General features: G+C 44.6%; 20 protein-coding genes. 13 read left to right on the top strand and 7 right to left on the bottom strand.

Features of this window, described 5'->3' with window-relative positions; translation table 11 throughout:
* Positions 1-129 precede the first annotated feature (129 nt).
* The 4 genes from lon (at position 130) to R7E29_RS01730 (ending at position 5,546) form a co-directional block, all read left to right on the top strand.
* Positions 130-2,481 carry an endopeptidase La gene (lon, locus tag R7E29_RS01715; protein WP_005384300.1) on the top strand — a complete coding sequence of 784 codons (2,352 nt, stop codon included), beginning with the start codon at positions 130-132 and terminating at the stop codon, positions 2,479-2,481.
* Between the two features lie 191 nt (positions 2,482-2,672).
* Complete coding sequence (locus tag R7E29_RS01720; RefSeq protein ID WP_005382341.1) at positions 2,673-2,945, top strand: HU family DNA-binding protein; 273 nt, start codon at positions 2,673-2,675, stop codon at positions 2,943-2,945.
* Between the two features lie 201 nt (positions 2,946-3,146).
* Complete coding sequence (gene ppiD, locus R7E29_RS01725) at positions 3,147-5,006, top strand: peptidylprolyl isomerase (protein WP_053307495.1); 1,860 nt, start codon at positions 3,147-3,149, stop codon at positions 5,004-5,006.
* Between the two features lie 255 nt (positions 5,007-5,261).
* On the top strand, positions 5,262-5,546 hold the full coding sequence (locus tag R7E29_RS01730) for a ComEA family DNA-binding protein (RefSeq protein ID WP_031777211.1): 285 nt from the start codon (positions 5,262-5,264) through the stop codon (positions 5,544-5,546).
* Positions 5,547-5,644: 98 nt separating this feature from the next.
* Here R7E29_RS01730 and rrtA read toward each other — a convergent pair whose 3' ends face one another.
* Positions 5,645-6,196: a rhombosortase gene (rrtA, locus tag R7E29_RS01735; RefSeq protein ID WP_005382331.1), complete on the bottom strand. Its 552-nt coding sequence runs from the start codon at positions 6,194-6,196 to the stop codon at positions 5,645-5,647.
* A gap of 3 nt (positions 6,197-6,199) precedes the next feature.
* On the opposite strand from rrtA, the gene R7E29_RS01740 reads away from it, so the two are divergent.
* The gene (locus R7E29_RS01740; RefSeq protein WP_054576729.1) at positions 6,200-6,814 is read left to right on the top strand and encodes a tRNA-uridine aminocarboxypropyltransferase; all 615 of its coding nucleotides are present in this window, start codon (positions 6,200-6,202) and stop codon (positions 6,812-6,814) included.
* Between the two features lie 6 nt (positions 6,815-6,820).
* Here the strand turns inward: R7E29_RS01740 and R7E29_RS01745 are convergent, their stop codons facing one another.
* The 3 genes from R7E29_RS01745 to R7E29_RS01755 form a co-directional block, all read right to left on the bottom strand.
* A complete protein-coding gene (locus R7E29_RS01745) occupies positions 6,821-8,143 on the bottom strand; it encodes an anti-phage deoxyguanosine triphosphatase (RefSeq protein WP_017634779.1) in 1,323 nt (440 codons plus the stop codon).
* 15 nt (positions 8,144-8,158) lie between these two features.
* Positions 8,159-8,743, bottom strand: a complete 585-nt coding sequence (yfbR, locus tag R7E29_RS01750) for a 5'-deoxynucleotidase (RefSeq protein ID WP_017634778.1) — start codon at positions 8,741-8,743, stop codon at positions 8,159-8,161.
* A 90-nt stretch (positions 8,744-8,833) separates the two neighbouring features.
* Positions 8,834-10,048 (bottom strand): pyridoxal phosphate-dependent aminotransferase, encoded by a 1,215-nt coding sequence (locus R7E29_RS01755; RefSeq protein WP_005384283.1) that lies wholly within the window; start codon positions 10,046-10,048, stop codon positions 8,834-8,836.
* A 217-nt stretch (positions 10,049-10,265) separates the two neighbouring features.
* Here R7E29_RS01755 and R7E29_RS01760 point away from each other — a divergent pair, with 217 nt between their 5' ends.
* The 7 genes from R7E29_RS01760 to R7E29_RS01790 all read left to right on the top strand — a co-directional run bounded on the left by R7E29_RS01760 (position 10,266) and on the right by R7E29_RS01790 (position 17,777).
* A complete protein-coding gene (locus tag R7E29_RS01760) occupies positions 10,266-11,573 on the top strand; it encodes an isochorismate synthase MenF (protein ID WP_054576730.1) in 1,308 nt (435 codons plus the stop codon).
* Positions 11,570-13,288 carry a 2-succinyl-5-enolpyruvyl-6-hydroxy-3-cyclohexene-1-carboxylic-acid synthase gene (gene menD, locus R7E29_RS01765; RefSeq protein ID WP_318082378.1) on the top strand — a complete coding sequence of 573 codons (1,719 nt, stop codon included), beginning with the start codon at positions 11,570-11,572 and terminating at the stop codon, positions 13,286-13,288. The genes R7E29_RS01760 and menD overlap by 4 nt, the downstream gene beginning before the upstream one ends.
* On the top strand, positions 13,275-14,102 hold the full coding sequence (gene menH / locus R7E29_RS01770) for a 2-succinyl-6-hydroxy-2,4-cyclohexadiene-1-carboxylate synthase (protein WP_054576732.1): 828 nt from the start codon (positions 13,275-13,277) through the stop codon (positions 14,100-14,102). The genes menD and menH overlap by 14 nt, the downstream gene beginning before the upstream one ends.
* The gene (gene menB / locus R7E29_RS01775) at positions 14,095-14,961 is read left to right on the top strand and encodes a 1,4-dihydroxy-2-naphthoyl-CoA synthase (RefSeq protein ID WP_005382318.1); all 867 of its coding nucleotides are present in this window, start codon (positions 14,095-14,097) and stop codon (positions 14,959-14,961) included. The genes menH and menB overlap by 8 nt, the downstream gene beginning before the upstream one ends.
* A gap of 125 nt (positions 14,962-15,086) precedes the next feature.
* Entirely contained in the window at positions 15,087-16,076 is a 990-nt protein-coding gene (gene menC / locus R7E29_RS01780; RefSeq protein ID WP_042524032.1) for an o-succinylbenzoate synthase, read from the top strand.
* Positions 16,061-17,488 carry an o-succinylbenzoate--CoA ligase gene (gene menE / locus R7E29_RS01785; RefSeq protein ID WP_054576733.1) on the top strand — a complete coding sequence of 476 codons (1,428 nt, stop codon included), beginning with the start codon at positions 16,061-16,063 and terminating at the stop codon, positions 17,486-17,488. The genes menC and menE overlap by 16 nt, the downstream gene beginning before the upstream one ends.
* Positions 17,489-17,588: 100 nt before the next feature.
* Entirely contained in the window at positions 17,589-17,777 is a 189-nt protein-coding gene (locus R7E29_RS01790; RefSeq protein ID WP_005382314.1) for a hypothetical protein, read from the top strand.
* Here the strand turns inward: R7E29_RS01790 and R7E29_RS01795 are convergent.
* From R7E29_RS01795 to R7E29_RS01805, 3 genes are all read right to left on the bottom strand, one after another.
* Positions 17,774-18,703 carry a YeiH family protein gene (locus R7E29_RS01795; RefSeq protein ID WP_086013920.1) on the bottom strand — a complete coding sequence of 310 codons (930 nt, stop codon included), beginning with the start codon at positions 18,701-18,703 and terminating at the stop codon, positions 17,774-17,776. The two genes, R7E29_RS01790 and R7E29_RS01795, sit on opposite strands and share 4 nt — an antisense overlap.
* 115 nt (positions 18,704-18,818) lie before the next feature.
* Positions 18,819-20,693: an MFS transporter gene (locus R7E29_RS01800; RefSeq protein WP_005384269.1), complete on the bottom strand. Its 1,875-nt coding sequence runs from the start codon at positions 20,691-20,693 to the stop codon at positions 18,819-18,821.
* A 13-nt stretch (positions 20,694-20,706) separates the two neighbouring features.
* The gene (locus R7E29_RS01805) at positions 20,707-21,297 is read right to left on the bottom strand and encodes a TetR/AcrR family transcriptional regulator (RefSeq protein ID WP_005382308.1); all 591 of its coding nucleotides are present in this window, start codon (positions 21,295-21,297) and stop codon (positions 20,707-20,709) included.
* 392 nt (positions 21,298-21,689) lie between these two features.
* On the opposite strand from R7E29_RS01805, the gene R7E29_RS01810 reads away from it, so the two are divergent.
* Positions 21,690-22,562 (top strand): Tim44 domain-containing protein, encoded by an 873-nt coding sequence (locus tag R7E29_RS01810; protein ID WP_054576734.1) that lies wholly within the window; start codon positions 21,690-21,692, stop codon positions 22,560-22,562.
* Positions 22,563-22,958 lie beyond the last annotated feature (396 nt).

Below are 22,958 nucleotides of genomic sequence, written 5' to 3' on the forward strand. Positions count from 1 at the left end.
TTCAGCCATAATGAAAAAGGAGGTAAGTAATTACCTCCTTTTTTTATTTCTCTTATTGAATCCAAACAATTAGCCCCCATATACTGCCTTAAGTAATACGTTAAACGTGAAAGCGGAAGAGAGAATTATATGAACTTGGAACGTTCCGAGCGTATCGAGATCCCGGTACTACCTCTACGTGACGTAGTGGTCTACCCACACATGGTTATTCCATTGTTTGTTGGTCGTGAGAAATCGATTAGCTGTCTAGAAACGGCGATGGAAACCAACAAACAAGTTCTTCTTGTGGCACAAAAGCAAGCGGACACTGACGAGCCTACGGTTGACGACCTATTTGACGTAGGTACGGTAGCCACCATTCTCCAGCTCTTGAAGCTTCCGGATGGCACAGTAAAAGTATTGGTCGAAGGCCAGCAGCGAGCAAAAATCAATCACTTTAAAGAGAGTGACTTCTTCCTAGCGGAAGCTGAATTTGTTGTTACGCCAGAATTGGATGAGCGTGAGCAAGAAGTGATTGTTCGCAGCGCGATTAATCAGTTTGAAGGGTTCATTAAGCTAAACAAGAAGATTCCACCAGAAGTGCTAACGTCACTTAATGGTATCGACGAAGCCGCACGCTTAGCGGATACCATTGCGGCTCATATGCCGTTAAAGTTGGTGGATAAGCAGCAAGTGCTTGAAATTGTTGACGTCACTGAGCGTCTGGAATTCCTGATGGGCCAGATGGAATCAGAGATCGACTTGCTGCAAGTTGAAAAACGAATTCGTGGTCGCGTTAAAAAGCAAATGGAAAAATCTCAGCGTGAGTATTATCTGAATGAGCAAATGAAAGCGATTCAGAAAGAACTTGGTGAGATGGAAGACGCACCAGACGAGTTCGAAACGCTACAGAAGAAGATTGACGAATCAAAAATGCCTCAAGAGGCCCGTGAAAAGACAGAGCAAGAGCTGCAAAAGCTCAAGATGATGTCTCCAATGTCTGCTGAAGCAACAGTGGTTCGTAGCTACATCGATTGGATGGTCAGCGTTCCTTGGGCTAAGCGCTCAAAAGTTAAGAAAAACTTAGCGAAAGCAGAAGAGGTTCTTAATGAAGATCACTACGGTCTAGAACGCGTCAAAGAACGTATCCTTGAATACTTGGCGGTTCAAAACCGTATCAACAAGCTAAAAGGTCCTATCCTTTGTCTTGTTGGTCCTCCTGGTGTCGGTAAAACATCTCTTGGTCGTTCAATTGCTTCAGCTACAGGCCGTAAGTATGTTCGTATGGCGTTGGGTGGTGTGCGTGATGAAGCGGAAATTCGTGGTCACCGTCGTACTTATATCGGCTCATTACCAGGCAAATTGATCCAGAAGATGTCGAAGGTTGGTGTGAAGAACCCGCTGTTCTTATTGGACGAAATCGACAAAATGTCTTCCGATATGCGTGGTGATCCAGCATCGGCTCTGCTAGAAGTACTTGATCCTGAACAGAATAACTCGTTCAACGATCACTACCTAGAAGTGGATTACGATCTCTCTGACGTTATGTTTGTTGCGACATCGAACTCGATGAACATCCCGGGTCCATTGTTAGACCGTATGGAAGTTATTCGTTTATCTGGGTACACCGAAGACGAGAAGCTGAACATTGCAAAACGTCACCTTGTTGATAAACAAGTGAAGCGTAATGGCTTGAAAGCGGATGAAATCGTCATTGAAGATTCTGCGATTATTGGCATCATTCGTTACTACACGCGTGAAGCGGGTGTCCGTAACTTAGAGCGTGAGATTTCTAAGATCTGCCGTAAAGCGGTGAAGAACATCTTGCTGGATAAGGACATCAAGTCAGTAACGGTAACGATGGACAACCTAAAAGAGTACTTAGGTGTTCAACGTTTCGATTACGGTAAAGCGGATGAAAGTAACCGAATTGGTCAAGTAACTGGCCTAGCTTGGACAGAAGTGGGTGGCGATCTATTAACGATTGAAACTCAATCAATGCCAGGTAAAGGTAAGCTGACACAAACGGGTTCTCTTGGTGATGTGATGCAAGAGTCTATCCAAGCAGCAATGACAGTGGTTCGCTCTCGTGCAGAAAAGCTAGGTATCAATACTGACTTCTACGAGAAGAAAGATATTCACGTACACGTACCGGAAGGCGCGACACCAAAAGATGGCCCAAGTGCGGGTACAGCAATGTGTACGGCATTGGTTTCTTCTCTGACAGGCAACCCTGTGAAAGCAGAAGTAGCGATGACGGGTGAAATCACACTGCGTGGTGAGGTTCTACCTATCGGCGGCCTAAAAGAGAAGTTACTTGCGGCACACCGTGGTGGCATTAAGACAGTGCTAATTCCAAAAGATAACGAGCGTGATCTGGAAGAGATTCCTGATAATGTTATCGCTGATCTGAAAGTTATCCCTGTACAGTGGATTGATGAAGTACTGAAAGTCGCACTAGAGCGAGACCCGACGGGCGTTGAGTTTGAGTCTCAAAAATAGTGATGTGTAGCAAAAATAAGTAAAAGTTTACGCTGATAAGCCCAAAAAGGCTTGTCAGCGTTTTTTTTGGGCGCTAAGTTAGTTTCGATAGCTGCCAGCCCTTGATGAATAAGGGGTGGAGCATATTTTCTTAACAATGGAACGAAAGTCATCACAAAAATAATCACAGATGACACAAAGGGGAAATTACAGTGAATAAAACTCAGTTAGTAGAACAAATCGCAGAAAATGCAGATATTTCTAAAGCGTCAGCGGGTCGTGCTCTAGATGCATTCATCGAAGCAGTAAGCGGAACTCTTCAATCTGGTGATCAAGTCGCTCTAGTTGGCTTTGGTACATTCAGCGTTCGTACTCGTGCTGCACGTACTGGTCGTAACCCAAAAACTGGTGAAGAAATCCAAATCGCAGAAGCAAAAGTACCAGCTTTCAAAGCTGGTAAAGCACTGAAAGACGCTTGTAACTAATCACGGCGTTATTTCTGTAACCGGCCATTTGCTTAACTTTTGCTCAAACAATAAGTTTCGAACAAAAATTTACAAACTTCGAGCCGAACTTTCTTAAATTATGCGCATCATACTGATGCGCATTTCTTTTTCTGATATTATTGCGCCATTATTTCTATTAGATAGAAGCAGTAGGCTTCAATTGTGGAGAGCAGTTAAATTATGATGGATCGACTACGCGAAGGCGTGAATAGCATCGCGGTCAAAATTATCCTTGGACTTATCATCCTGTCTTTCGTATTTGCAGGTGTAGGTAGCTACATCGTTGGTGGTAGCAACAACTCTGCAGCGAAAGTCGGTAACACTGAGATTCCTCGTGGTGAGTTCGAGATGGCATACCAAAATGAGCGTAACCGTATGCAAGCTCAGTTGGGTGACTACTTCTCTCAAATGCTGGCTGACCCTGCATATGTTGAATCTTTCCGCAAATCCGTTTTAGATCGAATGATCAATGACGTGTTGCTTGACCAACAAGCTGAAGCTTTGGGTCTGCGAATCAGCGACACTCAAGTGCGTAGCATGATTCTAGACATGCCTCAGTTCCAATCTAATGGTCAGTTTGATCAAGAGATCTATCAAGCTTCTTTGCGTCGTGCAGGCTTTTCGCCAGACTCTTTTGCTGAGTACATGCGTCGTGAATTGGTTCGTGAGCAACTGCTGAATGCGCTACAAAACAGTGAATTTATTCTGCCGGGTGAAGTACAAGCAGAAGGCAAGCTGTTCACTCAAACTCGTGATATTCGCACGATTCAGATCGACTTAGCGGAGTTTGCGAAAAATATTGAATTGACCGACGAAGAAATTCAAGAGTACTACAAAGCAAACCCAGACAACTTTACACGCCCAGAGCAGGTTAAAGTCTCTTACATCGAACTGTCAGCTGAAGCGCTAAAGGAACAAGTTAATGTTTCTGATGCTGAGGTGAAAAAGTACTACGACGAGCACTTAAACAAATACTCTTCAGAAGAGCAACGCCGTGTCGCTCACATTCTTGTAGAAGGGGACGATGAAGCAAAAGCGCAAGCTATCCTAGGTGAGCTAAACGCGGGTGCAGATTTTGCGACGCTTGCTCAAGAGAAATCTGACGATTTTGGCAGCGCTGAAAACGGTGGTGACCTAGGTTGGATTGAGCGTGATGTGATGGACCCTGCTTTTGAAGAAGCGGCATTCGCACTGAAGAATCCTGGCGATACGTCGGGTCTAGTAAAGTCGGACTTTGGCTATCACATTATCAAGCTTGAAGAGCTAAAAGATTCTGTGGCGAAGCCATTTGAAGAAGTCGCTGCTGAAATCAAACAAGAGATGGTTGACCAACAAGCGATCGATCAATTCTACGAGTTGCAAAATGAGCTTGAGCGCGTAGCGTTTGAATACCCAGACTCATTGTATGATGCTTCTCAAGCGGTTAACCAAGAAGTGAAGACAACGGACTTTATTTCTCAGGTTGATGCACCTGAAGTGCTTCGTAGCCCTGCGGTAATGCAAGCTATCCTAAGTCCTGAAGTTAAAGAAGATGGCCTAAACTCTGAAGCTATCGAAGTTGCGCCTGAGCATATTATCGTTGTTCGCGTTGAAGATGCGCGTGACGAGACAGTTCTTCCATTAGAAGAAGTGAAAGATCAGGTTGTTGCAGAGCTATCTCGTGTTAAAGGTGAGCAAGAAGCGATGGAACTTGGAACACAAGTCGTTGCGGCATTGAAAGAAGGTAAGACGAACGTGCTTGCTGAAAACAATCTTGCCTTTGGTGAACAAGAGACAGTAGATCGTCGTTCTCCGTTGGCAACAACGGTATTCGCGATGGCAAAACCAGTCGATGGTAAACCAGTATACGGTCAGTCTAAAGATCTTGAAGGTAACATCATTATCATCGAGCTTGATGCTGTAAACGCAGAGCTAGATAGTGAGTTAGAAGATCAAGTTGCGATGCAAATGCAGCGTGCATCTTCTCAGCAAGACTTATCATCTGTACTAGCCGTACTGCGTGCAAATACTGACATTGAGTACTTTGTTGTGAGCAACTAAGCACAATTAGTGTAATTTGTATGTTGAATAAAACGGACCGCATAAGCGGTCCGTTTTATTTTTGTCTTTATGAACTTCAATCATCAATAGGCATTACTTAAATTAGTGCGCGTTTAAGTGATAGCGGCCGTTGTGAATTCCGGGTCATCTCAGTTTGTTAAATGCATAACCATATTGCTTTCCATTGCAAACTTGATAGTGACTCGCTCTCGATGACTGTTTTTAGCCTACTATTTTGGAGATTGTATGTTCAATATGAAATGGATTTTGACATTGTGCTTATTTGTTTTTGCACCTTTTAGCATGGCTGCGGATTCAGCCACTGACAAATATGAAGGAATTGAAATTACTGTAAATATCAACACGGCCACTGCTGAAGAAATTGCGACCATGTTGAAAGGTATAGGTGAGAAGAAAGCGCAGAGTATAGTGGACTACCGCGAGGAACATGGCCCTTTTAAAACGGCAGCAGATTTGAAGAGCGTAAAAGGCATTGGTGAAGCGACAGTTAAGAAAAACGAAGACCGCATTTTACTGTAGCTTGATGTATTGCAGATATTGAGTCTGAATTCAGAACAATATCTGCTTCCCTATTACTGCTTTCCCGAACCAGCACCTCTTTCGTGGTTCGGGATTTTTTATCCGAATAAACGACGGCGAAGGCCTTTTTCCAGTAAAGCCATTACTAACCCACCGAGTGCGCCAAACATATGAGCATCAATAGCAACGTTTGCACCGATAAGCTCAGCAGTACTGCTTGATGGGCCATAGACCTGCTCCCATGCTACTTTGGCGATTAGCCCTCCGACTAACAACACACTGCTTCTTCTACTTTCAAAGACTTCTCTGAGCGCCCAAAATCCAAACAATCCGTGTAATACGCCGGATAAACCCACGTACACCGACATGTTGGTAAACAAATTCAGCGCACCAACACATGCACATAAGATTGAAAAAACGATAAGGAAGTTACGAGTGCTTGGGCGAAAAATAAAAGTAATGATCCACAATCCGGCGAGGTTCATTCCTAAGTGCGCAAAGTTGGTATGTGTGAGATTTCCTGTTACGATTCGCCACCATTCACCATGGCGTATATTGTAGCTGTGCCACTCGGTTAGGCTTGCCATTGGTTCAAATTGAAGTATCAAACAGATCACGCTGATAATACTCAGCAAGGTATAAAGGTTCACTCTATGTCTCGTTATTGTTCTCGTTGTGGAAAATCGCAAAAAGCGTGTATTTGCCAATGGATTGTACCGCTGGCAAGCGAGGTAGAACTTATCATTCTTCAGCACACGAGTGAAGAACATCGTCCGCTTGGTACGGCACGGATTCTCAATTTGAGTTTAGATAACTGTATTTGTTTGATAGGAGAGGACTTTTCTTGTGATGATGTCTTAAATCACTTATTAGCGGATGAGTCATATCAACATTTTGTTCTTTACCCATCAGAAGGGTCACGATGCATTTCTGAAATCACTCAAGCGAGTCATAGTGTATCTAAGAAAATACGTTTGATTTTGCTCGATGGTACGTGGAAAAAAGCGTACAAAATGTGGCAACTCTCAAGCAACTTACATCCACTCCCAACCGTGCAGTTGCCTAAGCAACTACAAGGGCGCTACACCATTCGTAAGGCGCCCTCTGAGAATAGCTTATCGACAGTCGAGGCAGGTTATCATTCGCTTCGCTTGCTTGAACCTGAGCGCGACTTTACACCGCTTATGCATGCCTTTGAAAATATGATCGAATTCCAAATCGCCCAGATGCCTCCGGGCGTTTTTGAAAAGAATTATTTGAAAGGTTGAGTGTTACTAAAGAACGATGGAAGAGAAAAGTTGGCGGTGTAGCTTTTGTGCGTGACCATCGGTCATTGCAGAAATATAATCGGCGATGACCCTCATTTTATTGCTCTCGCTCTTCGCCTGACACCACAGATCTCTTGTATGAACGGGTAGTAATCGCTCTGGGTCTGCTGTTAACGCTTCAAAAATATCCATAATAATTTGCTGACCCTTATACTCAACGATCTGGACCTGCGGGACTTGGATAACGAAGGTGCTGACAAAGTGCTTGAGTACGTCAAGTGCACGTGCCATCTGTGGTTCTAAACACGCATTCCAAGACAGTAACGGGTTATTAAACGGCTCATCCACCGTTTTGATTGAAATGCTGGTCAGTAGCGCGTTAACCATACCACCGATAGCATCTTTCCGCTCATGGTGCTTACCGCTAAATAGCATCTGTCCGATGGAATCGATATGAGCTTCAAACCACGGGTCGCCACAGTCCGCTAATTGACTTGCTGCGCCTTCTTGCCATTGCTGACGTGTCACCATACCAAGTACGATTGCATCTTCTAAATCATGAACACCGTAGGCGATATCATCTGCTAGCTCCATGATTGAGCAATCGAGTGATTTAAAACGCGTTTTACTGTGCTCAAACTCCGATTCTGGCGTTGAACGCATCAGACTAAGCAATGCCTTGTCGTTGTCAGAAAGCGGTGCAATTACCCAATCAAATAAGTCTTTATCACAATCATAAATGCCTTTAGCTGGGCTCCAATCTTTTGCTTTTAGTTTACGTTGATGCTCGGCTGGTTGAGGCAACTTGACGGAGCGTGTTTGACTAATGAGGGCAGGGTACTTAATCAAACCAAGCAGTGTGCGGCGTGATAAATTCATTCCGAAATGCTCAGTATAAGGCTCTAACTTAGTGACGATACGAAAGGTTTGGGCGTTCCCCTCGAAGCCGCCATGTTCGCGCATTACGTAGTTTAGAGCGACTTCTCCCCCATGACCGTATGGAGGATGCCCGATGTCGTGAGCCAAACATAATGAATCAATTAAGCTGTCTGATGGTAATAGATCGCGGAACTCTGGCTGTTTTTTCTTTAACTGGGCGACGATACCGGTCCCGAGTTGCGACGCTTCTAAGGAGTGTGTTAACCGACTGCGGTGAAAGTCTTCCAAGCTATTGCCGTGTACTTGGGTTTTTGCTTGTAGGCGTCGAAATGCAGCCGAGTGAAGAATACGCGCTCGGTCTCGTTGGTACGGGCTCCGATGGTCGTCTCGACGGATTTTATGCTCATCATCATGGCGCTCTTGCCATTGCGGGTGTAATTCAAACGACACGATTATCTCCGTAAGCTAACTGATTTCATCTAACGATAATTCGAAACTTGGGGCAAAGGTATTGAGAAAGTAATCCATTTCAGGCGTTCTGCGTTCTTGCAAAGTGACGTCTAAGCGTTTTTTTGCCAGAGCGAACTCATGGTTGCCGGCGCTCAGTTCTTCAAGACATTTTAAATAGGCACAGATGGAATCGGCTTGCTTAACGATTTTTGCGTCCTCTTCGTGTGCAGAGTGAGAAAGAAGATAGGGGGCAAAATCATCGTGGAACTCTTCCGGTAACATTGAGAGTAATTTTTGTTCCGCTGCCGATTCTATCTTCTTATATTCTTTGGCAATTTCAGGGTTGTAATACTTCACTGGAGTTGGAAGATCACCCGTTAATACTTCACTGGAATCATGGTACATGGCAAGAATAGCGATGCGTTCTGGATTAAGGTTGCCGCCGAACTTTTTGTTTTTAATTAGGGCAAGGGCATGAGCGACAAAAGCAACTTGTAAGCTATGCTCTGAAACGTTTTCTGGTGAGACGGACCGCATTAAAGGCCAGCGTTGGATCAGCTTCATTCGAGCCAGGTGGGCGAAAAAATGGCTTTCTTTCATGGCTTTCTCCGTTTCTGGTGTAAAAAAGGAACTCACTAGGAGTTCCTCTAAGCATATGAGAGATCAGCACTAATTACTACCAGTGGTTCATTACTGGCTGTAGGTTGATAGGAATCTTTCAAAACGTCCAATGGCGATTTCTAGATCTTCAACGTGCGGTAGTGTCACGATGCGGAAGTGGTCTGGTTTTGGCCAGTTAAAACCGGAACCTTGCACCAGTAAGACCTTCTCTTGTTTTAAGAAATCTAAAACCATCTGCTGATCGTTCTTGATGTTGTACATTTTAGTGTCGATTTTCGGGAAGAGGTACATCGCACCCTTAGGTTTGACACAAGAAACACCAGGAATCTGATTGATCAGTTCATACGCTCGGTTGCGCTGCTCTAATAAGCGTCCGCCTGGTAAAATCAGTTCATTGATACTCTGGTATCCACCTAACGCGGTTTGAATGGCATGTTGCATTGGTACGTTTGCACATAAACGCATCGATGAAAGCAGCTCCAAGCCATTCACGTACCCTTGAGCCAGATGTTTAGGCCCCGTTAGGAACATCCAGCCACCACGGAAACCACAAACACGGTAGGCTTTTGAAAGGCCATTGAATGTCATGACTAGCACGTCTTCAGTGAGTGTGGCGACTGAGGTATGTGTTGCACCGTCGTACAACACTTTGTCGTAGATCTCATCTGCGAAAATGATCAGTTTGTGCTGGCGTGCTATCTCAATCACTTCAAGTAGGAAGTCACGGCTGTATACCGCACCTGTCGGGTTGTTCGGGTTGATCAGAACAATGCCACGTGTCTTTGGTGTGATTTTCTTTTTGATGTCTTCAAGGTCTGGGTACCAGTCAGCCTCTTCATCACATAGATAATGAACCGGCTTACCACCAGATAGTGCAACTGAAGCTGTCCATAACGGATAGTCTGGTGCTGGGATCAGCATTTCGTCGCCATTGTTTAATAGCGCTTGCATAGCCATTACGATCAACTCAGACACGCCGTTACCTACATACACATCTTCGACATCTAGCGAGCGTATACCTTTACGCTGATAGTGTTGGACCACAGCTTTACGAGCAGAGTAAATGCCTTTGGAATCACAATAGCCTTGAGAAGTCGGCAGATTACGAATCACGTCGACTAAAATCTCATCAGGGGCGTCAAAACCAAATGGGGCAGGGTTACCAATGTTTAGCTTTAGGATTTTATGCCCTTCTTCCTCCATGCGCTTAGCATGTTTGAGTACAGGACCCCTAATGTCGTAGCAGACATTGTCGAGTTTTGACGACATCCCGATATTTTGCATTGTTTAATTCCTAAAAATTCGTTAATTTCTTTATTAAAATACAATAATTTGTTTTTTATTAGAATATATATCTGTAAATAATCTGTCTGCTGGTTAAGTTTTGCTCGCTTGCTATCACAGGATTTTGCAAAAGATCGCATACGACCTTGATTTGCTTTGGGTCTAAACTTAGAGTAGCCGTCAGTTACCATTTATCCTCACATACAACGAGGTTGATTTGTCACAGTTCCATCAAGCCGTAAAGAGAATTATCGAGCGAGTTCAGCAATCGGAAGGCAATCAAACACGTCTGGTCGAGCCCCTTAGCGAGAAACCTAATTTCTCATTTATTGATTGGCTTGATGCGCAACCACTTTTCCCTAAGTTTTATTGGCAGTCCCGCGATACACGTGAAGAGGTCGTTGCACTAGGGCAATTGCACGCTTTTGTTGAGCCAGGTCCTGCTTATACCATTCTAGGTGAAGGGCAAAGAGTCTGGGGCGGGCGCTCTTTTGATGGACAGCATGAGAAGAATCGTCGCTGTATGCCTTCTTTTTTCTTTTTGCCTCAAATTGAGTTAATTCGTTTTGACCAACAGTGGTCTCTCGCAGTTAATATTTCAGAAGACAAAGCGCGAACTCTAGCTGGGTTGAATAAACTGGTTTGTGAGGTCGCGACCTTAGCTCCAATTTCGTCTCACATCCGCTCTATTGTTCACACGCCAAGTCAGCCTCAATGGAATGAGTTAGTTCATAAGGTTCTGACTGGTATAGAGAATGATGATTTTAAGAAAGTGGTTTTAGCGCGTCGCTCTACCGTGCAGCTTGATAACACATTAAGTGCTGCACAGCTACTTAAAGCAAGTTACTTAAATAACCATCATAGCTTCCATTTCATGCTGAGCTTAGACAGTAAGCACAGTTTTATGGGGTCTACGCCAGAACGTTTGTATTCTCGCGTAGGGCATGAGCTACATACCGAAGCGTTAGCAGGTACGATTGGTCGGGGAGACAATGCCACTCAAGATATGGAGTTGGCGAATTGGTTATCCCAAGACCAAAAGAACCTCAACGAAAACCAGTATGTGGTGGACGACATCATTGACCGTCTATCACCACATTCTGAAGTGGTTGAAGTGGAAGCTGAACCGAGTTTGGTCAGACTACGAAAAGTGCAGCACCTTAAGCGAAATATTCACGCTAGTCTAAGAGCGGGGATAAATGGTGTTCAGTTGTTATCGGCGCTTCAACCAACAGCGGCGGTTGCTGGCTTACCCCGACAAGAGTCGATGCAATTTATATTGGATAATGAGCCCTTTGCACGCGGCTGGTACGCGGGGTCAATGGGTTATATAAGCCATGAACGAGCAGAGTTTTGTGTCGCAATCAGAAGCGCGCTTGTGCTCGGTGATCAAGTACAACTGTTTGCGGGCGCAGGGATTGTGCCTGGTTCTGTGGCAGAACATGAGTGGGCAGAACTTGATAAGAAAATGTCGACGTTACTTACGCTGATTTCTGATCATCCGCCATTGGGAGTCGCATCATGAGTCATGACCAAGCGGTGCTCAATCGAGTTTGGTCAGAAACCATATTGATTGAGCTTCAGCGATTTGGCGTTAAGCATGTTTGTATCGCTCCCGGATCTCGTTCTACTCCTTTAACTTTAGAAGCGGCAGAACAGTCCGACTTTTCCATTCATACTCATTTTGATGAGCGTGGATTGGGCTTTATGGCTCTTGGTTTAGCGAAAGCTACTCAGGAACCCGTGGCAATTATCGTTACCTCTGGTACGGCAGTGGCGAACTTATTACCGTCGGTTGCCGAAGCCAAACTTACTGGTGAAAAACTGGTGCTGCTGACAGCAGATCGTCCAGTAGAACTTGTCGGCTGTGGTGCAAACCAAGCGATAAATCAATTGGGTATTTTTTCACATCATGTTTCGGCCAGTTTGAATTTACCAAGCCCAAATTTAGCAACGTCGCTTAACTGGTTGCTGACCTCTGTTGACGAAGTGATGTTTACTCAGCAATTGCAGGGTAGTGCCGTTCATATTAATTGTGCATTTCCAGAGCCTTTGTATTCCAACGGCGCAAAAGCGGATTATCAAACCTACTTAGATTCGGTCGCCGGATGGCGAAAAGGAAGCGGCACTTATACTCAGCGTTTTAGCCATTTGTCACAGGCGAACATCCCGCCTTTTTCAGACAAAAAAGGCTTGGTTGTGATTGGCAGCTTACCGCTTGAACAAGCGAAGTCGGCGCAGGCATTTGCACAAAAGATGGGATGGCCAGTACTTGCAGACCCGCAAAGTGGTCTCAGTTCGGATTGGGCGTATTACGATGTATGGCTTCAACTTCCCGAGTTCGTAAACGAGCTTGAATCTTGTGAACTTATTATCCAATTTGGTAGCCGAATCATCTCCAAACGTTTGAACCAATGGATTGATAAACAAGTATCGAAAAATCAACAAAGTAAAGACGCTCAGTATTGGTATGTCTCACCTTGTATGGACCGGAATAACCAAAATCATCTGGCGCAAACGCACTGGGTTGAGCCTCCTAAAACGTGGGTTTCTCGCATTAGTTTTGAGAAGTCAATATTTGCTGGGTGGGCTGATAGGTTAGCGAATGACGTTAAGCGAGTTCATCAACGTATCGAAGAAGCCTTCCTATCTGATTCAGCGTCTGCCATTGACGAAATTGCGTTGGCAGCAGACATCAACGAGCGCACAAAGAACGTAGATGTTTTCTTGGGTAATAGCTTGTTTGTTCGGCTTGTTGATATGTACGGAAAATTGGATGGTGTAGAGGTTTTCACTAATCGAGGCGCATCAGGGATTGACGGTTTGTTTGCTGCGGCATCAGGCGTGCAACGGGCAAGAGGTAATCCGTTACTAATGTATATCGGTGACACAGCAGCACTTTATGATCTCAATTCTCTGGCGCTATTTTCTCACAATAAACTGCCGGCGGTACTTGTTGTTACTAATAATGACGGCGGTGCGATTTTTGATATGTTGCCAGTACCACCAGAGCGCAGAACGACATATTATCAAATGCCTCATGGTTATCAGTTTGAACACGCGGCAAAGCAGTTTGGTTTGGCGTATTTGCATGTTTCTACACTGGAGCAATTCCAATCATCTGTAAAAGAGCATTTATGTCACCGCCAAGGAACGTTGCTGGTCGAGGTTCAAACCCCACCTAATCAAGCTGCTGAGACACTCAAGGCATTTAATAAGAGTCTGAATGCTTTACTTTGAACGTTTCCCTGTATTAGAAAAACACCAAAGTAGAACGTTGCCCACTTTGGTGTTTTTGCATGGCTTGCTTGGTAGCGGTGAAGATTGGCAAGCGTGTATCAACGCGTTACCCGAGTATGAACGTGTTACGGTTGACCTCCCTGGTCATGGGCACAGCCAATCTATTTCTTGCAGCGATCTGAATGATTGCTGCAAACTTCTTGGTTCCACACTATCTTTATTATTTCCCTCACAACAACCACTTATTTTGATTGGTTACTCTATGGGCGGCCGCATTGCGATGCATGGTATTGCCCATCAATGCTTTCCAGATCTCAATATTGCGGGCGCGATTGTTGAAGGGGGAAACTTCGGGCTTCAAACTGAGTCAGAGAAACAGGTGAGATTAGAGAATGATGCTCGCTGGGCAATGCGTTTCAAAACTGAACCACTTGAACGTGTTTTGAACGATTGGTACCAACAAGCGGTGTTTTCTTCACTAAACCATGAGCAAAGACAAACATTCATTGCGAAGCGAAGTGATAATCTTGGCTCAGCGGTGGCGAATATGTTGATGGCGACATCGTTAGCCAAACAGGCATATTTGTTGCCCTCACTGCAAAAGCAGAACATACCAGTGTATTACTTGTGTGGTGAGAAAGACCAAAAATTTAGCCAACTGGCACAACATAGCGGGTTGGCGTATCGACAAGTTGAAGGCGCTGGTCATAACGTCCATCAAGAGCAGCCCAAACAGTTTGCGATACATACCAAGCAAATAATTCAGTCTCACTTTGGTGAGAGTAACGAGAACAATGGGAATCACCATGGCTAAAACAGTAGGCATTTCTGAAGAAGAACTTTACGCTCCGGTTCAATGGAAAGATTGCGGCGAGAAATACGAGGACATTCATTACCATAAGTCTGAAGATGGTATCGCGAAAATCACCATTGCGCGTCCTCAAGTGCGTAACGCGTTTCGTCCTCAAACGGTAAAAGAGATGATTGATGCGTTGGCAGATGCGCGTTACGACTCTGGTGTTGGCGTGATCATTCTGACAGGTCTAGGTGAAGACGCATTCTGTTCTGGCGGCGACCAGAAGATCCGTGGCGACTATGGCGGCTATAAAGACGACCAAGGTACGCACCACTTAAACGTATTGGACTTCCAGCGCGATATTCGTACTTGTCCAAAACCAGTTATCGCATCGGTAGCGGGTTGGGCTGTTGGCGGTGGTCACGTTCTGCACATGATGTGTGACCTAACGATTGCAGCTGACAACGCTCAATTTGGTCAAACAGGCCCTAAAGTGGGTTCATTTGATGGCGGTTGGGGTGCATCTTACATGGCTCGCATCGTAGGCCAAAAGAAAGCTCGCGAAATTTGGTTCCTATGTCGTTTCTACAATGCTCAAGAAGCGGTAGACATGGGCCTAGTAAACACAGTTGTACCACTAGCGGATCTAGAGAAAGAAACCGTTCGTTGGTGTCGTGAAGTACTACAGCACAGCCCAATGGCATTGCGCTGCCTGAAAGCTGCATTAAACGCAGATTGTGATGGTCAAGCGGGTCTGCAAGAGCTAGCGGGTAACGCAACGATGATGTTCTACATGACTGATGAAGGCCAAGAAGGTCGTAATGCCTTTAACGAGAAGCGTCGCCCAGACTTCGATAAATTCCCTCGCAACCCATAATCCGTCTAAATGAGGAGCGTGTTAGCTCCTCTGTTCCTTTTTTCCTGAGCGCCTCGCCCTCTGGGAGGCTGGTGGGATTGCTCGTCAGAACGCTCAAATATACGGCATTACATAGGACTTGAATTATGCGTGAAGCGAAAATTTATCGTTATAGCTTGCCCATGGATAGTGGTGTCATCCTACGTGACAACAAGCTAACCGAACGTGTTGGTTATGTTGTTGCGCTTTCCGAAGATGGTAAAACAGGGCTTGGAGAAGTCGCTCCTCTTCCTGGTTTTAGCTTAGAGAGCACCGAAGATGCGGGTGTTCAGCTACAAGAACAGGCGGAGCGTTGGGTAGCAGAGTTGGATGTGGATTATGCCAAGATGTACCCGTCGGTTGCGTTTGGTTTATCGATGGCACAGCTTGAATTAGCTGGTGGCTTACCACAACAAGGTAAATACCAAACAGCGCCACTATGCACTGGCGACCCAGATGAGCTCATTCCAAAGCTGAACGAAATGGAAGGTGAGAAAGTCGCTAAGGTGAAAGTTGGACTTTATGAGCCAATTCGCGATGGCATGCTTGTGAACCTTTTTCTTGAATCAATCCCTCAATTAACGCTTCGACTCGATGCCAATCGCGCTTGGACACCAGAAAAAGCGCAGCAGTTCGCTAAGTACATTGCTCCGTCTCTGCGTCAACGAATCACGTTTCTAGAAGAGCCGTGCCGCTCTCCTGGCGATAGTCTCTCTTTTGCGATTAATACTGGTATTGCTATCGCTTGGGATGAAACATTGCAAGATGCGGTTCGTCGTGAAGATTTCCGTCTTGAAGATCTAACTGGTGTGAAAACGATCATCATCAAACCCACACTCATTGGTTCAGTGGATTTTTGTATTACACTGATAGAGAAAGCGAAGTCACTGGGGATGAAAGCAGTGATTAGCTCGAGCATTGAATCCAGTCTCGGTTTAACTCAATTAGCGCGCTTTGCCCAATGGCAGCTGCCTGATGAAGTTCCAGGTTTGGATACGATTGGCTTATTCAAAGCTCAGCTAGAGCAGGGCTGGCCTAAGTGTGAACTTCCCGTTCTTCCTCTAAAAGACCAGGAGATTGTGTGGCATTCTGCGTAGACAATATTGCGAAGGCACCATGGAAATATTGGGCTCAAACGAGCCCTTTTTCTATTGCACTCAAGACATCAACAGAAGTATTAAACTGGCAACAACTCTCGAAGCGTATTGACCAATACACTCACTATTTGAATGACTTGGGTGTAACTCGGGGGGATGTGCTGACTTTGGTTGGCAAGAACCAAGTAGAAACACTGTTGTTTTATCTTGCCTCCAAACAGTTAGGCGCGCTCGCTGCGCTGACCATGGAACAACCACTAGATAAGTTGCAGGGTAAGCTTGCTACACTTTACAGGCCTGATCAAACTCGGTTTATCTGGTTTTCTCTGGAGTGCGCTTCGACCTTTTCTGAACATGATATACAAAAACTCAAGGCAACATTGCTTTCACCGCCTGTAGTATCACAGAAAGAGAGTGATTCGTTGACTGAAGATAGCTATCATCATGACCGGCTAGCTTCAGTAGTATTTACTTCTGGCTCTACAGGGGAGCCTAAAGCTGTGGTTCATACACATCGACAGCATCTTGCGTCTGCAGAGGGCTTGTTGCAGGAGTTCATTTTCACTCAGCAAGATGCTTGGCTATTATCGCTTCCGCTGTATCACGTCTCTGGATTAGCGATTGTCTATCGTTGGCTATATGTCGGAGCAACACTAAAAGTCGGTTCAGGGAAACTTGTTGATGATGTTCAGGGCGTATCACACGCTTCTTTGGTTGCGACTCAGCTCAAACGGTTATTGGATGATGATGCACATTTGTCATTGACACATGTGCTACTGGGCGGCAGTCACGTTGATCATGAGTTGGCACTACGAGCATCAGGGCAAGGCATTGAGACGTGGTTAGGTTATGGGATGACGGAGGCGGCCTCTACCGTTACCGCAAAGAGAATTGACAGCACCAGTAATGCTGGACATGTATTGAAGCACCGTAAGATAAAATTAGTTGACCAACGCATTTTTGTTGGCGGTAAGACATTAGCGGCAGGGTATTTCCATCAAGGACATGTTACCCCATTTCTGGATGAGAAAGGCTGGTTTGACAGCAAAGATCTTGGCGAGTGGCAAGGTGATGAATTAAAGATAATCGGCCGTGCCGACAATCAGTTTATCTCTGGTGGTGAGAATATCCATTGTGAAGAGATTGAAGCCGCTTTGAACCAAATTGATGGTGTAGTGCAGAGTATAGTGGTTCCAGTCGAAGACGCGGAGTTTGGTCATAGACCAGTAGCTGTGATTCAGACCAATGGATTGCGCAGCAAGTCGGAGTATGACCAGCACTTGCAATCAAAGTTAGAGAAGTTTAAATGGCCAGTGGAATACCATGTAATGCCACTAACTCTACTAGACGGTGGGATCAAAATTTCACGTAAGGCCGTGAAAGAGTGGCTACTGTCATCACTTCAGCATTAGTCAATTTTGCTATGTATTAGTCATAAAGAGAATTTCGTATCTTTATAACTCTGAATCATAATTATGCTTCTTCGTGGAGAGAAAATGCATAAGGTTCAGGATGGCAAAGCTAGTTTTAATTGCGGCAGTAGCACTACAAATTGGTATCGCGATAAGTAGTGAAGGGCTAGCCCGCTCTCTTGCAGAGCTAACGGCATTTTTGATCGCTATTGCGTTGGTCGTTATATACAAAAATAGCAAACGGGAAATGCCGTCCCCTCAACGCGATAAGCAGACCACCAATATCTAAAACAGTAACCAACTTAGAGAAGTGGTCGAAATTAACACCCACAGAGTCACACCAAACAACAGTGGCTTAGCTCCAGCAGACTTTAGTTTTGAAATTGAAATGCTACAACCTATCAAGAACAGACATACAACCAACGCTTGCTTTGCTCCAATGAAAATGCCGTGATAGACCATTTCAAATTGAGGAAATAAGTCGCTAAACGCGATAGCTGCACAGTACCAAAAAATGAAATAAGGGATAGCTAGTTTTTTCTTTCCATTCTCTTTTTGGCCTCTTGAAAAGATGACGGCACTGATCAAAGCAACAGGAATGATCCATAAAGCGCGCGCGAGTTTCAATGTTGTTGCCGTCGTTAGTGCTTCTTCCCCAAAGGCCGAGGCAGCCCCGACAACAGAAGATGTGTCATGAATGGCAATCGCAGCCCATGTGCCAAACGTGTGTTGATCTAGCCCTAAAGCATGTCCAATCACAGGAAACACAAAGAGTGCAATTGAGTTCAGGACAAATACCGTTGCCAGTGCTAATCCAATCTGCTCGTCTTTCGCTTTAATGGCCGGTGCCACAGCAGCAATTGCGCTACCACCACAAATTGCAGTACCTGATGAGATTAAGTAAGCGGTTACTCGCTCCAATTTAAGTACCCTGGCAATGAGAGTGCCCATGATCAGTGTGCCTGTAATAGTGGCGATGATCAGGCCGATACCATCCGATGTGACTGCAAGTGCTTGCTCAAAGTTGATGCCAAAGCCTAAGCCAATAATCGAGTAAGACAGCAGCTTTTTAGTAAAAGAAGCGATGGGCAGCTCGGAAGGCACAAAACCAAAACTTGCGAGTAGAAAACCGATAACTAGAGCAATGGGAGAGGAGGCAAGGGGGGTTAAACAAAAAAGTAACGCCAATCCAAACAGGAGGTAGTTTCTATTCAAGGTTTTTATTCGCTGTTGTGAATGAAAGGGAGAGTATATCGCACTGGGTGTGGTCAGTTTGTCTTAATGATTTGAACACATGTTCAGTTATCCTAAACATGTGTTCAAGTGTATTTTATCGCCAGTCGCCTCTGAGTTGATGCACTTTATCGAACATTGTTTTTGCCGTTGCCTCATTTGGTGGCACCGGTTGTCCTGCCTCAATTTCTAGCTTTGACCAAAATCGAGTCGGTAAGCCACAGCATGCGCGACCTTTTGCGCGGCTGAAATAGCTTCCCCATAAGCCTTTAAGTGCAACAGGTATGACGGGTACTGGGCTACGACGTAGAATGATATCAATACCTCGCATGAATTCATTCATTTCACCATCTGAAGTTAATCTTCCTTCAGGGAAAATACAGACGATATGACCTTCGCTTAGCGCAGCTTCCACATCGTTAAATGCACGTCTGATAGAGCTTCTGTTACTCGCTGAAATTGGAATTACCCCAGTTCGACGTAAAAAGCGCCTTAATGGAGGTAGGTTGGCGTAATCTTCCTCCATCACAAAACGAATCAACCTTGGGCATACGGCACTAAGTAGCAATGCATCCATGTAGCTTACATGATTACATACAATTAATGCCCCACCATGCTCGGGTAGGTTGTGTAGATTCTTATGCTTAACTCGATAGATGGTGTGCGTAAGCATCCACATGACAAAGCGAACTACAAAAATAGGAATTTGCAAAAAGATGTAAGCGGCAACTAAGAAATTTAAAATGGCTAACAATGCAAACAGCTGAGGAATTGTCATCTTGATTACACTTAGGCACACAATACCCAAGACAGCGCTGCCGACCATAAACAGAGAGTTAAAGATGTTGAGCCCTGCGATGACTTGAGCACGTTCGGTTTCCTTTGCTCGATGCTGCATTAATGCGTAAAGAGGCACGATAAACAAACCGCCCGAAGCGCCAATCATCAATAGGTAGAAAAATAATGGCCAAAAAGGCTCATATCTAAAGAAGTCTACAAAGTTATGGAAAGTAGGTAGATCATTGGGAATGGAAGTGGCCATTAGGTACCCAAATACCGTAATGCCAAAGGCACCAATTGGCACAATACCGACTTCGATACGATGGTTTGAGATCCAATTGCAAAGTAGCGACCCTAGCGCGATACCAATAGAAAATAGAGCGAGCAAGAAAGACACCGCACTCTCGGTGCCATTTAGGTAAATCTTAGTGAAATTCGGAAATTGTGTTAGATATGCGGCGCCTAAAAACCAAAACCAGCTTATTGCCATTATGCATTGAAAAACAACTCGATCGGATTTGGCGATAGAGAGCGTGTGTTTGGTTTGCTTGTATGGTTGCCAACGAAAAGAGAGATTGGGCGCGCTGGCTGCAGCAAAGGGGATTGAGCGGCTCGACAAGTAGCCTAACAATGCGAAGATCACGACACAAAATGCGGCGAGGTATTTTGCGTTGTCTGCAGAGGCTATAATCCCAGCGCCTAAGGTGCCAATAAGGATGGCGATAAAGGTACCAGCTTCAACAAGAGCGTTGCCGGGCACTAACTCTTTAGCATTTAACTTTTGAGGCAAAAGGGCATATTTAACTGGGCCAAAAAATGCTGACTGTGTGCCCATTAAAAACAGTAGCAATAAAAGCACACCATAACTTTCGGTTATGAATCCGATGGCACCTAACAGCATGATGGCTATTTCAAATAGTTTGACCTTACGAATAAACCATGACTTTTCATATTTGTCGGCTAATACGCCAGCGGAAGCAGAGAACAGAAAGAACGGTAGAATGAACAAGCCTGCCGCAAGGTTGATGAACAAATTGCTCGAAATAGGTAGTGCACTGGAGCCAGCGAATGCGACAAACAACAGCAAAACGTTTTTAAAAATATTGTCGTTGAAAGCGCCAAAAAACTGAGTAATGAAATAGGGCAGGAACTTTCTCTGCGTAAGTAAGGACGGCTGTCTGTCGGATGACATGGATAATCCTTTGTTACCAGTTCGTGAGGTAGTTAGAAAGAAGATTACTGATCAATTCTTTGCCATCAATCGGTTCACTAGAGAAAAACTTATCATCAACACTGAGTAAAGTAATGCCATGTACGCCAGACCAAAGGACTCGACTCGCTTGAATCACTTCGGATTCAGTACGATGTGGTGCGATTTGAGCCAATAGTGACTCTAGCATTCCCGTCATACCATCGATACGTTTGGCATGCCATTCCGGAAGTTCTGCTCCATTCATGTTGTGTTCGAACACTAACTGCCAACGGTATGGGTGTTTTTGAGCAAAATCGTGGTAGCAATAAGCGAGTTCAAAAAGCGCTTGATGGGAGTCTTTGCTGTCATTAGTCGCTTTGCGTGCTTCTTGAGATAACTCATCTAAAGTTTGAGCGACAACATGAAGCAACAACAAATTATAATTACCAAAAACATTTACCAATGTGCTTGGCACGTAACCAATCATGTTAGCGATTTTACGAAGACTGAGTTCGTGGTAAGAATTCTCATCTAAAAAGTTTTTGACCGTTGTTAACGTCAAATTCACTAACTCTTCTCGGGTGTGATCGTTTCTGCGCGCCATACTCTCAAACTACTTTATTGAACATCGTTCAATATGATAGTCAGCTACCTATTAACCGTCAACAAGGCAATGTGTCCAAGTGCCCTCAAGGTGTAGGATTCTGAGCTGTGTCACTGATTCTAATTCAAGTAAAACAATCTGGAGTATTAGTGAACTTATTCCATACTTTTTTTACATTGATCAAGCGCCTTCAGCTGAATTGCAAGCAGTGTGAGCAGTCTGCATTTTTGGCAATATTCTGATACATGTCAGCTTCTATAAGCTATTTTCATCAATCGGTATACAGAGTATGATGACTTAAAAATCATCTTTGGCGTGCTACTGTTTGAAACAACGATTGTTTCGTCTTGAAAATGGGGCACTATCTTAGATAGCTAACTTTAAGGATAACGATGAAACGTTTATTTTCTATTGTTGCTTTATTGATGTTTACTGTTGCTGTAACGCCTATCGCGGAAGCGAAGAAGTTTGGTGGCAGTAAGTCTTTCGGTAAGAGCTACAAAACTGCACCAGCACCGAAACAACAGCAACAAAACACCAATACGGTCGGCAAAGATCAGACGACAAAGTCTTCAAGTAAGAAAGGCCTTATGGGTGGTCTGCTAGGCGGACTTCTTGCTGGTGGTCTACTTGCTGCATTCTTTGGCGGTGCTTTTGAAGGTATCCAGTTTATGGATATCCTAATTATTGGTTTGATTGCCTTTGTCATCTTTAAACTAATGCGCGGTATGCTAGGTGCGAAGCAGGGCAGTATGAACCAGCATCGTCAACAGCCTGCATTTGGTGGCAACGCATCTAAGTTTGAGCAACCAAACATGCAAAACTTTGAGCAACAACCAAACACAAATAATGGTGGCTTTGGTGGTTTTGGCGCTCAAACAGACGTACCACATAACTACCCACCGGGTTTTGACCAAGCAGCGTTCATTAATGGTTCTCGTGAACACTATCGAATCCTGCAAGGTGCGTGGAATCACAACCAGCTAGAAACTATTGAAGAATATGTTTCTCCAAGCTTGTTTGAAGACCTAGAAGCAGAGCGCGCGAAGCTCGACGGTGAGCAGCATACTGACGTAATGTACGTTGATGCGGAGATCGTCCGTGCTGATTACGATGCAAATAAAGCACAGCTTAGTCTGCAGTTTAGCGGTCGTTACCGTGACACAGTAGAAGGTGTTGAAGAAGAAATCGAAGATATCTGGCACCTAGAGCGTGACTTGACTGCGCCTAATGCGCCATGGTTAATCGTTGGTATTCAAGGCTAGTCACCTTTAAACCAATTTAGTCACTAGTAAAAATCCCGCATCCCCTGCGGGATTTTTTGTATCTATCATTTATATTTCTTGTACGTGTTTTTATACAAACATCACTAATTGAGTCCGTTTGGTAATTTTGCGAGCCCACTTTTTCTAGTAAGTCCTCAAGTGTTTTCCTATTTATATTGAACATTCATATTAAGGTCATACGAACTAACAAAATCAAAATAGCTAGTACATTGTTTGTAGGGTAAAGATCTGCTCCTCAGCCTTTTGTTTGTGGAGTTTCACATGGGGTTGGTTGCTTTAGTGAGATTGAGTATAGGTTATACCAATCGTAGTAAATAACTGGTCATTCTAGCTTGTTAAAATACTCGATAACTGCGTTGCAATTTTTGATTGTAG

It is taken from the genome of Vibrio sp. Vb1729, assembly GCF_033338655.1.
Taxonomy (GTDB): Bacteria; Pseudomonadota; Gammaproteobacteria; order Enterobacterales; family Vibrionaceae; genus Vibrio; species Vibrio alginolyticus.